This window comes from Mesobacillus subterraneus (assembly GCF_003937825.1).
GTDB classification, from domain to species: domain Bacteria; phylum Bacillota; class Bacilli; order Bacillales; family Cytobacillaceae; genus Mesobacillus; species Mesobacillus subterraneus.
Window position 1 is genome coordinate 107,379 of sequence record NZ_RSFW01000020.1, and the last position, 16,014, is coordinate 123,392.

General features: G+C 46.4%; 14 protein-coding genes, 1 pseudogene and 1 other annotated feature. Of the genes and pseudogenes, 6 read left to right on the forward strand and 9 right to left on the reverse strand.

Translation table 11 applies throughout. The features are described 5' to 3' along the window. Positions 1–3: 3 nt before the first annotated feature. From EJA10_RS18000 to EJA10_RS18030, 7 genes are all read right to left on the reverse strand, one after another. Complete coding sequence (locus EJA10_RS18000; RefSeq protein ID WP_125481417.1) at positions 4–504, reverse strand: hypothetical protein; 501 nt, start codon at positions 502–504, stop codon at positions 4–6. Then, the gene (locus tag EJA10_RS18005) at positions 491–997 is read right to left on the reverse strand and encodes a hypothetical protein (RefSeq protein ID WP_125481418.1); all 507 of its coding nucleotides are present in this window, start codon (positions 995–997) and stop codon (positions 491–493) included. The genes EJA10_RS18000 and EJA10_RS18005 overlap by 14 nt, the downstream gene beginning before the upstream one ends. Before the next feature lie 99 nt (positions 998–1,096). Next, complete coding sequence (locus EJA10_RS18010; protein ID WP_125481489.1) at positions 1,097–1,735, reverse strand: NAD(P)/FAD-dependent oxidoreductase; 639 nt, start codon at positions 1,733–1,735, stop codon at positions 1,097–1,099. Positions 1,736–1,805: 70 nt separating this feature from the next. Continuing rightward, positions 1,806–2,882 (reverse strand): YncE family protein, encoded by a 1,077-nt coding sequence (locus tag EJA10_RS18015; RefSeq protein ID WP_125481419.1) that lies wholly within the window; start codon positions 2,880–2,882, stop codon positions 1,806–1,808. A 396-nt stretch (positions 2,883–3,278) separates the two neighbouring features. After that, positions 3,279–3,674 carry a response regulator transcription factor gene (locus EJA10_RS18020; RefSeq protein ID WP_125481420.1) on the reverse strand — a complete coding sequence of 132 codons (396 nt, stop codon included), beginning with the start codon at positions 3,672–3,674 and terminating at the stop codon, positions 3,279–3,281. Between the two features lie 65 nt (positions 3,675–3,739). Next, positions 3,740–5,107 carry a 4Fe-4S binding protein gene (locus EJA10_RS18025; RefSeq protein ID WP_125481421.1) on the reverse strand — a complete coding sequence of 456 codons (1,368 nt, stop codon included), beginning with the start codon at positions 5,105–5,107 and terminating at the stop codon, positions 3,740–3,742. A gap of 1 nt (position 5,108) precedes the next feature. Further along, positions 5,109–5,657, reverse strand: a complete 549-nt coding sequence (locus EJA10_RS18030) for a hypothetical protein (RefSeq protein ID WP_125481422.1) — start codon at positions 5,655–5,657, stop codon at positions 5,109–5,111. A gap of 217 nt (positions 5,658–5,874) precedes the next feature. Here EJA10_RS18030 and EJA10_RS18035 point away from each other — a divergent pair. From EJA10_RS18035 to chrA, 4 genes and pseudogenes are all read left to right on the forward strand, one after another. After that, a pseudogene (locus EJA10_RS18035) lies at positions 5,875–6,182 on the forward strand (PadR family transcriptional regulator). Between the two features lie 13 nt (positions 6,183–6,195). Beyond that, positions 6,196–6,831, forward strand: a complete 636-nt coding sequence (locus EJA10_RS18040; protein WP_125481423.1) for an ABC transporter ATP-binding protein — start codon at positions 6,196–6,198, stop codon at positions 6,829–6,831. Then, positions 6,831–7,622 carry an ABC transporter permease gene (locus EJA10_RS18045; protein WP_125481424.1) on the forward strand — a complete coding sequence of 264 codons (792 nt, stop codon included), beginning with the start codon at positions 6,831–6,833 and terminating at the stop codon, positions 7,620–7,622. The genes EJA10_RS18040 and EJA10_RS18045 overlap by 1 nt, the downstream gene beginning before the upstream one ends. Then, positions 7,619–8,812 (forward strand): chromate efflux transporter, encoded by a 1,194-nt coding sequence (chrA, locus tag EJA10_RS18050; protein WP_125481425.1) that lies wholly within the window; start codon positions 7,619–7,621, stop codon positions 8,810–8,812. Before EJA10_RS18045 ends, chrA begins: the two co-directional genes overlap by 4 nt. A 565-nt stretch (positions 8,813–9,377) precedes the next feature. Here chrA and iadA read toward each other — a convergent pair. Together iadA and yfcC are read right to left on the reverse strand one after the other, a co-directional pair. Beyond that, complete coding sequence (gene iadA, locus EJA10_RS18055; protein WP_125481426.1) at positions 9,378–10,547, reverse strand: beta-aspartyl-peptidase; 1,170 nt, start codon at positions 10,545–10,547, stop codon at positions 9,378–9,380. A gap of 30 nt (positions 10,548–10,577) precedes the next feature. Then, positions 10,578–12,074 (reverse strand): putative basic amino acid antiporter YfcC, encoded by a 1,497-nt coding sequence (gene yfcC, locus EJA10_RS18060; protein WP_125481427.1) that lies wholly within the window; start codon positions 12,072–12,074, stop codon positions 10,578–10,580. Between the two features lie 165 nt (positions 12,075–12,239). Between yfcC and EJA10_RS18065 the strand changes: the two genes are divergently transcribed. Continuing rightward, positions 12,240–14,255: a sigma 54-interacting transcriptional regulator gene (locus tag EJA10_RS18065; RefSeq protein WP_125481428.1), complete on the forward strand. Its 2,016-nt coding sequence runs from the start codon at positions 12,240–12,242 to the stop codon at positions 14,253–14,255. A 112-nt stretch (positions 14,256–14,367) separates the two neighbouring features. Next, positions 14,368–14,581, forward strand: a binding site (T-box leader). A gap of 88 nt (positions 14,582–14,669) precedes the next feature. Beyond that, complete coding sequence (locus tag EJA10_RS18070) at positions 14,670–16,007, forward strand: sodium-dependent transporter (protein ID WP_125481429.1); 1,338 nt, start codon at positions 14,670–14,672, stop codon at positions 16,005–16,007. Positions 16,008–16,014: the final 7 nt, after the last annotated feature.

Sequence of the window (16,014 nt, forward strand, 5' to 3'; positions counted from 1 at the left end):
GACTTATAAATTTTTCCAGTTTTTTCTTTTTACGGATAAATGGTAAAAGATGATCATCAGGCTTTGCGAAAACAGGTAAATCGGGAAGGACCAGTACATGCGATAGCCTTTGTCAAAATGGAATAAGCCAACCTTGAGGCTAATCAACTCCATCAGCAACGAGAAAGCTGACCATATCAGGATATAAGGAATGATTTTCAGCCGGCGGATGTTCCATTTTACATAGAAATAGAGAAAGAAATAGCCGTATGGACCATACATGATGTAGCTCAGGAAATCGATGAACTGATAGGAGGAATTATCATTCACATCGTAAAAATCCCAGGGTTTGATGCTGATCGTATGGTCATAAAAAAGGCCGATGTAGATGCCGAATATATAATACCCGACAGCCTCCAGCTTGCTGAAGATTCGCGGTGCTAACCAAATCGCCACGTTCATGACAATTATGCTGATGATGACGAACCATTCATTTTCGTTAAATGCTCTATCATAAACTTTCATGTTTGCGATTCTCCAGTGTAAGTGAAATCAGTTTGAAGACTCCTAGTGCGGTCAGCAGGAATCCCGCATTCAGCAGGATGGTATAAAAGAAATTCCATTTGAGATATGTAAGGAGGTTAAATGTTATAGCCAGCTGGTGAAGCGCAAGGAGGATGACCAGAGATACCAGGAAGACGACCGCCTTCTGCCCTGCTGATTTTGCACGAACATAAAAATTGATAAAAATCACAGACATCATCGGAGTCAGCACATCCCGGCACAATAGCAAGCAAACGAAAAGCCAATCGTCCTCGGTCATTTTATAAAACTTCCATTCCATCACTAAAAGCGTCAAACACTGGCGCGTAATGATCGCAACCACCATGAAAATCACTGCGTTTTGGAGGAAACTCAGCGGTTTTTGCACATGGTACGCAAATTGAAGAACCAGGATCGTAATCGTGAGATAAATCGAAAGAGCCATCAGGACACCCTTTTTCAATGTAAGTTTCACTTCTTATAGATGCCCTGTGATGTACAGGGTTATTCGCAAAATAAAAGCATAAGGACGAGTACGCCCTTATGCTGAGAGTGGGAGTTTAATCCCTATTTTCTATCTGAAAGTCTGATTCAAAGCCTCCATCAGCTGTTCCTTCCCAAACCGGTTCATGAATTTATGCATTTGCTCACGCTTTTTCCCGTGCTCGGCATAAATTTCAATAAGCCGATCCACTTTTTGATAAAGTTCTTCTGGTGTAAGCTGCTCAAACAGCAAGCCGGCTGGAGCAGCGTCCTGGCCCTTGGATTTTCCCCCGGCATATAGGTTGTAGCCTTCGCCGACCTTCATGATGCCGATGTCGTTGACCAGCGGCTCGCCGCAGCCAACCGGGCACCCGGTATAGGCGGGCTTGAGCGTGAAAGGTACAGGCTTGCCGGCAATTCTTCTGTTCAGCTCGATTGCGACCGGCATTCCTTCCTCCTCAGCACCCTTGCAAAAATTGCAGGTTCGGAGGCTTTTGACAAAGCTGCCGACAGGATAACAGCTCAGCCCGGCAGCCTCAAATTCTGCAACAGCTTCTTCCTTTCGTCCCTCCGGAATCTCAATGTAGAGCTGCTGGAATGTGGTCAGCTCGAGTTCCTGATCATCCGGCAGGTATTTTGCCAAAACGAGCAGCTGTCTGGCGTTGAGCTTTGAACCAAAGTTAATCCCGCCATTGACTGCCAGCTTCACTGTTTTTTCTGTCACTTCCATCCCCATGTCTACCTCCATTTTTCGGATCATTCAATCATACCTTGTAAAAATGGAGAATGTGTGCAGAATTTTATTCCATGATCGTGATTCCATTCGGAATTTCCCCAACTTTAATCGTTTTTACTTCCTTGCTCTCGAGGTCGATGATGCTGACGGTGTTGTCGAACATATTGGTGACATAAGCAAATTTCCCGTCAGCACTAACGACTACACCATGAGCTCCACTGCCTGTTTCAATCTCATCTACAACCGCTTTGGCCTCAAGGTCCACAATTGAAATTGTATTCGAAGGAGATTCCTTTGTGCCCTGATTTGCGACATACGCAAATTTATCATCGGGTCCGATATACACCTGTGCTGGTCCTCTGCCTACTTCTATCTTCACGACTTCTTTCGTTTCTGTATCGATGATGGCCAGGGCATTTTCAGCGAAAAGGGTCACTGCCAGCGTCTTTCCGTCTTTTGTGATGCCTGTGGTTACAGGAGTTTTACCAGCATTGATCCTGTTTTCCTCGAATGTTTCCAGATCAATCACACTTATACTTTCCTCACCCATATTGGCAATATAGGCAAATTTGTTATCAGCTGAAACTCTGAAGCCATGAGGGCCCTTTCCTGTGCCAATGGTTTTGATCACATCATATGTTGCAGCATCGATGACCGAAACGGTATTATCTTCATTATTCGTTACTAGTACCAGCTTTCCATCCCCGGAATAGACGACATGAGCAGGGTGATTTCCGACCTCCACTGTTTTTAAAAGTTCATTGGTATATGCATCATAGAATAATACTTTTCCTGTTTCCTCTCCATGGCTGCCATGGTCGCCATGTCCTCCTTCTGCCACTGGAACGAGAGTCGCGGCAACGATTTTTCCATCAGGAGATAGCTGGATGTTATGGACAACTCCCTCGGCATTAATTGTTTCGATTACCTGGTTGTTCTCTGCGTTGATTTTGCTGATCGAACCTCCCTCATTGGCCGTAAAATAAAACTTTTCTACAGCAGTTTCAACTACTGCTTCTGTTGTAGAGGAATCCTTAGATGATGTTCCTTGAGCCTCTTCAGCATTCTCCTTTCCACATCCAGCAAGGAAAAATCCAGTAACTGCAAGCATGCCAATCAGAATCAAGCCTATTTTTTTCATGTTCATTTCCTCCTCTTCATTATCTACCCCCATCATAAACGGGGATTTCGCTGCAAAATGTGAAGTTGATCACAAATGAAAATTTCCCACAATTGTTTCTTACAGTTTTTTGAAATTGATAAAATCTGCAAAATTATAAGGTAAAATACCAGGCTTCAGATAAGAAAAGCGCCAGGGCATTGGTCAGCCCGGACAACCGCTGGAGGGCCGAACTGGGAAGTCGTTCTTTAACTTCATGGGGCGGGCTTTGGCTTCATTCGGCGGGCCGAAGCGACTCGAGGGGCTAGGCGCTGGAGCCGGGCATTTCTCGAAGTGAAAAATATATATTTTCCTGGTGTATGAAAAAACGGCTATCCTTTTTGGATAGCCGTTCAGAAGCAAGAGATCACATTATCATTACATTAAAAATCCAGGTGGAACGCGAGAAATCAGGCAACGCCTCCTGAGAATCCCAGAAACTCTTTCAGTCAGTTCCTCATAGTCGAAGGGCTTGCTGATATAATCGTCAGCACCTGACTTAAACCCTTTCAGAATTTCCTCACGGGAATTTTTCCTGGAAACAATCAGGAAAGGGATATTCCATTTCTTATGGATATGATGTAAAAAGGTTGAATCACCCATTTCCAATAGTTCCGTTTCCAATACGATGAAGTCTACTTTATTTGTTTCCAAATAATCTATTGCTTCCAATGCTGTTGTTTTTAAAACACACTGTATTCCATGAGGCCGAAAGTAAAATGAAAGTAAATCTGCCATTTGCTCTTCTTGATCCATGACCAGTATTTTCATCATATGCCTCCTATCTTTCTAAGCAGAGCATCCTCCGCTTTTCCATTAATTTTCCCTAGAAGTCATGCTTAGTGGACTCGATGATTCATAGGAAGTGAGAACAGGTAAATATTGATGACCGCAAGCAAAACCATCAATGCATAATAAGGTACCATCGCTTTAAATTTCGCCTTGCTGCCGAGTTTATAAGCAGTATAGGACGAACCGAAGAATCCGAGAATGATAATGGCATATTGTAAAAGCTGAACCGTCGAGGTCGATGCAAGGCTTAAATCTCCTGGATTTACCTTTACTCCAAAAAGGCCAATGGAATTGTACCAGATTGCTTTTCCTTCGGTAATGATGTGAAAAAGGTTATGTCCCAGATGCCCAGCAAGGTCAAGTGGAATGATGGCATAACCAAAACGGATAAAGTTCTTTTTTACAGACTCAGCCATTCCCATATAAGAAGCCATTTTTGCCGTTCCTAACAGCAGAAGGATCGGCAGCGCCATGGAAATGATATAAGCAACTGTAAAGTTAACAACATAATTTTCTGTCCCAGTTACAGAACCAATCATGGCAAGGATATCCTGCCAGATTTCAAGCATAGTGATGTTTTGGACAAACACGATTCCCATGATGACAGCGGCGAGTGAGGCGTGCTCAAGTTTCGGATTCTTAATGCCCCAAATCTCTTTAGTCGGCACCCTCAGGGAAAGCCTGATCGAGTCATTAGGACAGTTTTTCACACAGTTTCCGCAAATATTGCATTCTGCACTGGAATCCATCGTCCGGACAAATTGGAACATCGGACAGCCTTCCGCTTTCTCGCTCCCTTTAAAGCAGGCTTGTGATTTACAGGTTTTACAAATATCAGGGGTGCCTCTTAATTCAAGAGCTCCGGCACGAGAATAGTTGCCCGCCAGGCCGCCGAGGAAGCAAAGCGTTTTACAGAATGTCCTTCTTTCATAATACACAGAGGTCACGACCACCATGGTTACCAGCAAAAGCAATAAATAACCTGAGCCTCGCGGCGACTCAACGATTCCCCACACATGGTCGCTGTATGTGATCGCAATGAAAAACAAATCAATTAGCCAGATTCCATATTTCCTCAGAAACTTGGGCATCGGCCGTTCAGCACCGACAAGCTTGCGAACAATGTCACTAAGCTTTCCAAATGGGCAAATCGCACACCAGAACCGGCCAGCGGCAATGAAGATGACTGGAATCAGCGGCCACCATAACACCCATGTCATCGTAGTCCCGAAGTTCCTATGCGGATTGATGGTACCTGCCACCAGTTCGAAGACAATAATGGAAAACACAATGATGACCATCCACTGAAAAATCCCAGGGTACCACTTACTCTGAATAAATTTTTTCAAAAGCGGAACTGATAAAAGATCGAATGGCTTTTTCTGCTCTGATAGCTTCTTTTCGGGCATTGCCATGTTATTCACCTCTCCTTCTGAACCATTTATTCCAGATGCCTATGATGATAAAAGTAAGGTTCACTGCTCCAAAACCTCCGAGTATTGAATAATCCGGGCCGGGTTCAACAACGGTTTCTTCACCATGGCCCCCATTCCCTCCATGTTCCCCGCCGTCATCATGGCCATTGCTATCATCTTCTTTTATACCGCTGCCATCATGTCCTGTGCTGTCTTTATGTGAACTGCTATCACCATGGCTCGTACTTCCTTCTCCATGGGATTGGCTGTCATTCCCTTCACTATGCGAGCCGCTGCCAGCATCATTATGGCTGGCGTCTGAGCCGTGTATGTCGCTATCATGATGCTCACTGTCCTCTTGTTCATGTGAGCTGTTTTCATGATGTGAGCTTTCATCCTGATGATGAATGTCTTCCTGTTCATCTTCAGCCACCGTAGACACATTTTGCTGCTGCTTGCTGTTTTTAGAATCTCCTTCATCTGCAAAAGCCGATATATTGAGGGCAAAAAGTAAACAAATCAATAATAAGAGCACCTTTCTCTTTCCCACCGCTGACACCTCCATTTTTTTCTGGTAACTAGCTTTAATGTAAATAGAAGCTGTGCAGTTTTTATGATTTTTCTATGGATAAAAAATGTCTTTTTCGCCCTAAAACTATCTATGTATGTTTATAAAAGGGGAAATACTTGAATTATTCAGGATTTAAGATACAATAATATCGAATTTCGTTATTGAGTTTCGATAACAGGAGAAAGAAGGATTCTAGATGGAGGATAAAGTTTTACGAAAGCTTTTTCTCGGATTCATTCAGATACATATCCTGCACCATGCCAAGGAACAGCCGATCTTTGGCTTGTGGATGCTTGAGGAGCTTAAGGAGCATGGATACAGCCTGAGCGCAGGCACATTGTATCCGATTCTCCACACGATGGAGTCGGACGGCCTTCTTGTAAAAGAAGAAAGAAACGTCGAAGGAAAAATACGAAAATACTACCGGACCACGGAGAATGGCAACCGCGTTCTCGAGGAAGCGCAAAAAAAGCATACGAACTGTTCAAGGAAATCAAGGATTGATCGGAGGGTTAACATGTTTGAGCTCAAGAATGTGAGAGTCAACGGAATCATCCACATCGACGATTTGACCATACCCGCCAATCAATTCACCTGCATCCTTGGCCCGAGCGGCAGCGGCAAAACTACCCTCCTGCGGTTGCTGAATGATTTGTCGAGTCCGGATGAGGGCGAGATTTCTTTTAAAAACGAACGGGTCGCCGACATCGATCCGCTTCAGCTCCGAAGAACAGTTTTGATGGTCCCGCAAGCCCCTGTCATTTTTGACGGCAGCATTGAAGATAATCTGCAAATCGGCCTTGCTTTTTCCAGAAAAGAAGCGGCTGGAGTGGAAGAAATGGAATCAGTGCTGAAGCTGTTCATGCTTGATAAAAAGCTCAACGACGAAGCAGAAAACCTTTCCGGCGGCGAGAAGCAGCGGCTATCCTGGGCAAGGGCGATGCTGCTTGATCCGGAGGTTTTCCTGCTGGATGAACCGACCTCTGCGCTTGATGAAGAAACCGCCAGAACGGTTTTAACAAGGTTCTCGGAATATACGAAGCAGCCTTCAAAGACGGTCATCATGATTACCCATTCGAAGACACTGGCAGAGCTCGTCGCCGAAAACACGATTGAGATGTCACGATATTCGTTAAGAAGCGGGGTGAGCTGATGGATGATGTGATGGATCTATCCTTTTTGCAGCTTGCGGCCGCATATATTTTCATCCTGATTTTAATTGTGATTGTACGGGTACGCGGGATTCGACGGGAAAAAGAAATCCTGCTGGCGACCGTGCGCATGTCACTCCAGCTGATCCTGGTCGGTTATCTGCTAGTCTACCTTTTCGATAATCCGAACCCATTTTACACACTTGGGATCATTGCCATCATGCAAGTTTTCGCGGTTTACAATGTTTATAAAAGAACGAAGCATCCGCTTGGCATTGATATGAAAAAGCATATTGCCATTGCCATGGGAGTCGGTATCCTGACGAGTTTATTCTTTTTCATTCTCGTCGTCCTCGATGTCACCCCCTGGTATGAGCCTCGATACTTCATCCCGATTGCCGGGATGATCATCGGAAATTCAATGACCGGCGTCTCGCTGGGGGTCAACAATCTGATTTCCGGATTCGACTCGCACAGGGCCCAGATTGAAGGAGCACTCATGCTGGGAGCTGCGCCAAAAGATGCCGCTAAAAAAATCGTCAATGAGGCGTTCGATTCCGCGATGCTGCCAACAATCAATTCCATGGTCGGGATGGGAATCATTTTTCTGCCAGGTATGATGACAGGTCAAATCCTATCCGGCACTTCCCCTATCGTTGCCGTTGAATACCAGATTGCGATCATGCTTGGTATCGTTGGAAGCGTGTCGCTGACGGTCATTTTATATTTGCAGCTCGCTTATAAATCATTTTTTAACGAGCGTTTTCAGTTAGTAAAGGAGAGAAAGAAATGACAGAGAAAAAAACGGTAACCTTCCAGTCGCTGCTGGAAATCTTGATGGTATCGACCCGGCTCGGCCTGACGTCATTCGGCGGACCTGTCGCCCACCTCGGCTATTTCCATGAAGAATACGTCCGACGAAGAAAGTGGATGGATGAAAAAAGCTATGCCGATCTGGTGGCACTCTGCCAGTTCCTTCCCGGTCCCGCCAGCAGCCAGGTCGGAATCGGTGTCGGCCTTATGCGCGGGGGCCTGCTTGGCGGACTTATCGCATTCCTCGGCTTCACCCTCCCATCGGTTCTTGCACTCATCATTTTTGCCTTGGTCCTCCAGGGATTTGATATTGGTGACGCCGCCTGGATCCACGGTTTAAAAATCGTCGCTGTTGCTGTTGTCGCCCATGCGATTCTGGGGATGGCGCAGAAGCTGACGCCTGACCTGCCGCGAAAAACAATCGCTTTGTTCGCACTGGCCGTTACCTTGCTGTGGCAAACGGCCTTTACTCAGGTTGGGGTGATTTTGATTGCAGCTGTTTTAGGATATGTTATTTTTAAATCGCACACCGCTGAGGATGAAAAAAGAATGCATTTCCCGATTTCCAAAGGAGTAGGCTATGTCAGCCTCGGGCTTTTTTTCGGCTTGCTTATCCTTCTGCCGGTTTTACGTGAAGCGACGGCCCTGAATTGGATAGCAATGTTTGATAGCTTTTATCGCTCAGGCTCCCTTGTTTTTGGCGGCGGCCATGTAGTTTTGCCCTTGCTGGAGCGTGAATTCGTGCCGACAGGCTGGCTGAGTGAAGAAGCCTTCCTTGCAGGATACGGAGCCACCCAGGCCGTGCCAGGCCCACTGTTCACCTTCGCAGCCTATATCGGTGCGATCATCAATGGCTGGCAGGGCGGATTGCTGGCAACGGCAGCCATCTTCCTGCCTGCGTTCCTGCTGATCCTTGGCACACTGCCATTCTGGGATGCATTAAGACGAAACAGCAAGATCAGCCGCGCGCTGATGGGCGTCAATGCTGCAGTGGTCGGAATCCTGATTGCAGCCTTCTATCACCCAATTTGGACCAGCTCCATTCTGGCACCGATCGATTTCGTTTTTGCCGCTATTCTGTTCAGTATGCTCGTATACTGGAAGCTGCCGCCATGGGTCGTTGTACTGACAGGCGCAGTTGGCGGATTGGTTTTGTATATGATTTTTTAAAAAGGCACGTATTTTGTGGACCGGGCAGATAATTTTGCCCGGTTTTTTCGTGATCGGGGCTATTTGGCGCCTGTAAAATGCAAAAACTGCGAGATTTATTTGAGGCTTTTGCTTTTTTCGTGGTTGGGTTGGCTTTTTCCCAGGTTGGGGTGGACTTTTTTCACGGTTGGATGGATTTTTTTCACGGTTGGATGGATTTTTTTCACGGTTGATCGTGTTTTATTAACGGTTGGCAGCTTTTTATTAACGGTTAGCCGGATTTTTTTCACGGTTTGCGGATTTCTGCCCAGTTGAATGCATTTTTCTTCCCTGTTGGCGGAATTTCTACACGATTAACGCATTTTTCATTCGAAGTTGACTGGTTCCTTGTCAGCCTGGTGCATTTATTCCCCGTTGAGAGCGACTTATTCCCCGTTGGACTTGTTTTATTCCCCGTTGGCCGAGATATATTCCCCGTTGAGTCCCGTTTATTCCCCGTTGCGTGATTATGGCAGAAAACAGGCCGCTTCCCGAGTACAGAAGACGCAAAAAAACCTTGGCCATCTCCAGGCCAAGGTTTTCCCTCTTATTCAAACGTTCCTTTTACAACAGGAACGCCGTTCTCCACCATCACTCTTCCCATCGCAATGACGGTATCAATCTCAAAATCCTCATCAATCAGCACGAGGTCAGCGTCACGGCCTGCTTCAATGCGTCCCTTTTGAGAAAGCTTTAAAATCGTCGCCGGGTTTTCCGTGATGACCCGAATGGCCAAATCCAGCGGGATTCCCTCAGATAAAACAGCATCCTTCACAGCTTCGTATAAAGAGGATACCTGTCCGACCTGCAGCCCGATCAGTTCACCATTTTTATCAAAATCCGGCAGGCTCGCCTGTCCATCTGAGGTGAAGGTAATCTGGCTTATATCCACTCCGGCCTCGAGCATTCGCTTCAACCCGACACTGCATTTTACCTCGCCTTCCTCCAGAAACTTCGGAATCGAACTAGTCGTAAAATCGACCCAGCCTCCCTTTTTCGCATACTCAATCCCTGCCTCGAAAAGATGCGGATTTCGATTAATATGGGTCGGGTAAAATTGCCGGATGGGAATATCCGTGTTTTCTACTACCTCTTCAATCAGCTTTAGATGGTCGTAGCTGTCCCCGACATGCACATTGACGATGCCACTTTTACTGGCGAGCATGCCGCCAATCCGGGCAGCCGAAGCAATCTTCGCAAGTTCTTCAGCAGTCGGCTGGGATGAGCGGTGATCTGCAATCGCGATTTCCCCCGCTCCGATGACCTTATCAATCAAAATAATATCATCTTCTATTTTTCCGGTAAGCGTCTTGACCGGCACCTGGTACGAGCCTGTCTGCACGAAGCAGGTGACTCCCTCTTCTTCAAGTCCGCGTGCCTTGGCAATCAAACTCGCCATCGTACGAGTGGTTCCGTCTGTCCCAAGGACACCAACAAGCGTAGTAATCCCGGCGGTGGTGGCCTGAGTCAATTGAATCTCAGGGGTCCGAGTCTTGAACCCGCCTTCCCCGCCACCACCAATCAGATGAACATGGGAATCAATGAAACCCGGGACAACCTTTTTCCCGCTGGCATCAATGACCTTCACGTCCACAAAATTTTCAGGAACATCAATCCTGTCCTGAATGAATCCAATTTTATTATCAACGATCAGGACATCCTTTTTTCCAAGGTGATCTGGTGCGTAAATGTCGCCATTTTTGATTAACGTCAGCAAGAAGATCCCCCACCTTCATATTTTTCTCCATTATAGACCAATGGTGACAGCAATGATAATAAAGATAATTGATACAGCGACCATCAGGAGCATGAATTTCCCTATGAATTTTGCCCAAACGCCCCAGTCGATTCTTGCGGCTCCAAGGGTTCCAATCAATGCAGCAGAGGTCGGAACGATGATATTCGTCAAACCATCCCCTAACTGGAAGGCAAGGACTGCCACCTGGCGTGATACCCCTGCAATATCGGCAAGTGGTGCCATTAAAGGCATCGTCAACGCTGCCTGGCCAGAGCCGGAAACAACAAAGAAATTAAAAATGGATTGGAATAAGTACATAAAAACGGCCGAAACGGATGCTGGAAGGTCGCCAATTGCCTGGCCAGCTCCATAAAGCATCGTGTTGAGCACGGATGGTGCATCCGGACTGTCACCACCAAGAATGATAACAATTCCTTTTGCCATCCCGACGACAAGCGCTGCAGGCAGCAAATCTTTTGCACCATCAATGAACCCGTCCGCGATGTCATTGACTTTCATTTTATTCAATTTAAAAATAACCCCTATGATCCCGGCAACGAGTCCGATGGTGAAAAATTGAGAAGCAATCTCTGGAATATAGTAAGCATGTTCCACCACTCCCCAAACAATCCAAACTATTCCGGCAACAACCGTTAAAATAACGAGCGCATGACCTAGCGTGAATTTCACGTTCAAATCCTGGTTTTTCATGTCCTTCCGGAAATAATCGTCACTTCCATAGCTCAGCGACCTTACCGGATCCTTTTTGATATTTGCAGCATATCGCCACGTGTAGACGATTCCAATCAGCGTGAACACTGCCCACATGGCCATTCGGAATGGTGATTCGGAAAGGACTGGCACTCCAGAAATCCCTTGCGCTATAGCAACGCCGAAAGGGTTCATCCAGGATGTTGCAAATCCTATCTGCGTTGCGACATACGTAATCATCACACCTGTGATTGCATCATACCCGAGTGCTACCATTAAAGGCACCAGAATCATCGCGAAAGCAATCGCTTCCTCTCCCATCCCGAAAACGGCGCCGCCGAGCGAGAACAAGAAAAACATGATCGGAATGATGAGGATTTCCCGACCTTTCGTCTTATCGATGACATTCAAGATTCCTTCCTCGATGGCCCTCGTCCTCATGATGATGCCAAATGCACCGCCAATGATGAGGATGAAAGCGACAACTCCGACTGCCGATCCCCATTTGTCACCGGAAACCAGACCTTCAAATACAAAGTTAAGAAAGCCAGCTTCTCCGCCTGCTTCAAATAACTCCGTCCCTTTATGGACAGGGTTTCCTTGTTCATCTTTAACGATCTGGAAACTCTCCGGATCCAGCACTGTTTTTGTTTTTTCCTCTCCACCTTCCGTGTAGGTGACGTCCTTCGTTTCGAATTGACCTACCGGCACGAAGTATGTGACCACTGCCGCAAGCATGACAACGAAGAACACAATGACGAATGTGTGAGGAACTTTCCATACCTTTTTCTCCATGATAAACCTCCCTAACTGTTATATCTAAGTTTTTGCAATTTTCATGCCAATATAAAACACCTTATTAATAAAGGTCTCGAGAGTAAACGAAAAGGTTAATTGGTTCTAATTGGTTAATTTTAATGGTATTATATTGTTTAAATAAACCCAAAAGGACCCAATAAAATGAAAAAACAACTCATTCTGCTCGCCGGCACTAAAGAAACTAGGCTCGCATTAATGGAGCAGCTGGAAAACATTCTTGGAAACTATGTATCCATCATTAGCTACTCTTCAGAGGAATTTTTGCCCGACAGGCTTTCAGGAGAGATCGTTATTTATTCATCCTATTTGATTGAGGAAGAGGTACGGCATATCATTGGTGAGAATTGCGAAGTGGTTGTCGCAGCAAGGACGATCAACCACCAATATATCGACAGGCTATTCAGTCTGCCAGCTGGCACTCATGTCCTGTATGTTAACGATTTTCCCGAAAGTGTCAATGATTCCATCTACACCCTTAAAGCCCTTGGAATCGATCACTTGCATTATCATCCCTATTTTCCTGGCAAAGAATACCTTGAATCCATTGAAGTTGCTGTCACTCCGGGAGAGATGGAACTCATTCCCGATTCGATCGCCACAAAAATCAACATTGGAGTCAGGCTGATCGATATCCATACAATCTTGAAGATCGTCAACCGCCTCGCCCTTCCGGAAACACTAGGAATTCAGATCGCAGATAAGTATACGCGCAGGATTATTGAATTGAGCAAGAAACTTTCCTACTTAAAAGAAGAAGCAGTAAAGCTCAATCAGTACTTAAAGCATGTTGTCGACGGGGTCAATGATGGCATCATGGCCATTGATCCTGCTGGACGCATCACGGTGTTCAATGATGTTCTAGAGAAAATCACCGGTATACCGAAAGAAAGGGCATTAAACAGGAAGGTCAGTGAAATTCTCCATAATCCGGAGCTCCTTCATTTTTTGTTAAAAGAAACAGAAGAAGAAGTTCCACACCCATTCCTTGTACGGCAAATGAATGTCATGGTCCACCGGGTGCCGATTGTCCAGGATAACACGGTGGTCGCCACCTTCAAAAACATGGACGAGACAATTGAAATGGAAAAAGCGGTCAGGCTTGAACTGCAGAAGAAAGGCTATATAGCAAAGCATAGCTTCGAAAATATCCTCGGCAAAAGCAAGGCTATCAAAGAAACAAAGAAAATTGCCCGTAAACTGGCAAAGACCCATCTGCCCATTTTGATCCAAGGTGAAAGCGGGACGGGAAAAGAATTATTCGCGAGCGCGATCCATATGGCTTCAAGCCGCAAGGTTGCCCCCTATCTTGCAATCAACTGCAATGCTTTGCCGGAGGACCTTCTCGAAAGCGAATTGTTCGGATATGAAGAAGGATCCTTCACAGGGGCGCGAAAAGGCGGCAAGAAAGGCGTATTCGAGCAGGCCGATGGCGGAACCCTGTTCCTCGACGAAATTGGCGATATCAGCATGAAGCTCCAGGCAAGGCTTTTGCGTGTTTTGCAAGAACAGGAGATTCGGAGAATAGGCGGCAATAAGAACATCCCTGTCAATGTCAGGATCATTGCTGCAACTAATAAAAACCTGAAAGAAATGATTGAAAAAGGCGACTTCCGGGAGGATTTGTACCATCGTTTGAAAGTGCTTTCCCTGAGTCTGCCTCCGCTCAGGCACCGCAAGGAAGACATTCCCTTGCTGGTTCAGCATTTCATTTTTGAAAGCGATAAGCCTCATGCTAGGATTGACCATGAAGCCATGGGCAGATTATCAAACATGCCATGGAAGGGAAATATCCGCGAGCTGAAAAACACATTGCTGTACATGCTGGCCGTTTCTGAGGGCGATAGCATATCCAGCGACGATCTCCCGGTTGACAAGCAGGAAAATCAAAAGCCCACTGAATCGACAGGGTGCATAAAGACAGCAGAACACAGAACCCTGCTTCAGTGCATAAAAAATCTGAATTTCAGTGGCAAAAGTGCGGGCAGGCCTCAGCTTTGCAAAGAAATGTCCGGGACCCCCCACCCCCTTACTGAACAGCAAATCCGCCTTCGCCTAAAAGAATTGCAGCAAAGTGGGTTTATCATCAGCCGCCGAGGAAGAAGCGGCACGATGATCACCGAAAAAGGCCTGGAATGGCTGGAGCCTCCCGAGTTTTAGTTTTCTTAACGATTCACAAAGGGACGAGCAAAAAAATTCATTGACACAGGCCCTGTTATCATAATACAATTCCAAGAAATACATTTAAGAGCTCACAAAAGAGCCTTATAGAAAAAAAGCGTTGAAAAGAGTCTATTAAGCCGGTCTCCCTGTTTGCAGAGAATCAGTGGTTGGTGGAAACTGATACAAAGTCCTGGTGAATTTCGTTCTTGGAGCTTTTCCTTTGAAAAAAGGAACGGTTTTGGCCGTTATCCAATTAACTTGAGCGGGAAGCGGGTTTTTGCTTCCAAATAGGGTGGTACCGCGTGTTCAGCCACGTCCCTATCCAGATTGATGGATAGCGGCGTGGCTTTTTATTTTGTCCGGACATCAATCACAAAAGCTGAATCCAGAGAGAAAAAGGGGAGAAACAACATGGAGAAAGATCAGTGGTCATCGAAGATTGGATTCATTTTAGCGGCTGCCGGCTCGGCAATCGGGATCGGCGCGATTTGGAAGCTGCCGTATGTCACAGGCGTGAGCGGCGGTGGAGCGTTTTTCCTGATGTTCATTCTGTTTTCATTATTCATCGGCCTGCCTTTATTGCTTGCCGAATTCGTCATCGGCCGGAGCACAGGAAAGGAGGCAATCCGGGCGTATCGAGAAATCGCACCTAAAAGCAATTGGTACTGGATCGGCATTCTCGGTGTGTTCACCTGCTTTGTTTTGCTCAGCTTTTACAGCGTGGTCGGCGGCTGGATCAGCCTTTATTTTGTAAAAGGAATCACTGGCGGGATTGTCGAGGAAGGTGCCAATTACAGCGACCTGTTTGGCCAGACAATCAGCAATTCATGGACTGTCCTTGCTGCACAGGCCGCATTTTTGCTCATCACCATTCTTGTTGTCGCCCGCGGCGTGCAATCAGGGATTGAAAAAGCAAGCAAGATCTTGATGCCGGCACTATTCCTATTGTTTGTCATCCTGATTGTTCGCTCGCTGACACTGGAAAATGCACTTGATGGCGTAAGATTCTTCCTTCAGCCTAATTTTTCAAGCATCACTTCGGAAAGCGTGCTGTTCGCAATGGGACAATCGTTCTTCTCGTTGAGCGTCGGCGTTTCGGTCATGGTGACCTACAGTTCGTACTTGCCGAAAAAGGAAAGCATCGTCCAGCCGGCCTTGTCAGTTGTCGGGATGAACCTATTCATCGCCCTGCTTGCCGGGCTGGCGATCTTCCCGGCGGTCTTTTCACTAGGATTCGAACCTGCGGAAGGTCCTGGTCTTCTGTTCATCGTACTTCCGGCCGTTTTTGAAAAATTGGTCCTTGGGGAGCTATTCTTGCTGTTGTTCCTGGCATTGTTCTTGTTCGCGACCCTGACTTCGGCTTTTTCGATGCTTGAAATCGTCGTTGCCACCCTTGCGAAAGGCGACCAGAAAAAGCGGGCGAAATTCGCCTGGATTGCCGGAGGTCTGATTTTTCTGCTCGGAATCCCTTCTGCCCTTTCATTTGGCACGATGGCGGATGCAGCGATCTTTGGAAAAAGCATCTTCGACGGAGCTGACTATCTTGTCAGCAACATCCTGATGCCGCTCGGCGTACTGCTGATCGCCATCTTCGTCCCGCTGAAAATCAAGAAAGAAGTACTGCGCCAGGAACTGCTGCGGGATTCAAAAGGCGGCCACTGGCTCTTTAACCTCTGGTACAATGTGATGAGGTTTGTCGTCCCGGTCGTCATCATTGTCGTCTTCCTTGATTCATTGGGGATTTTCTAAATCATTA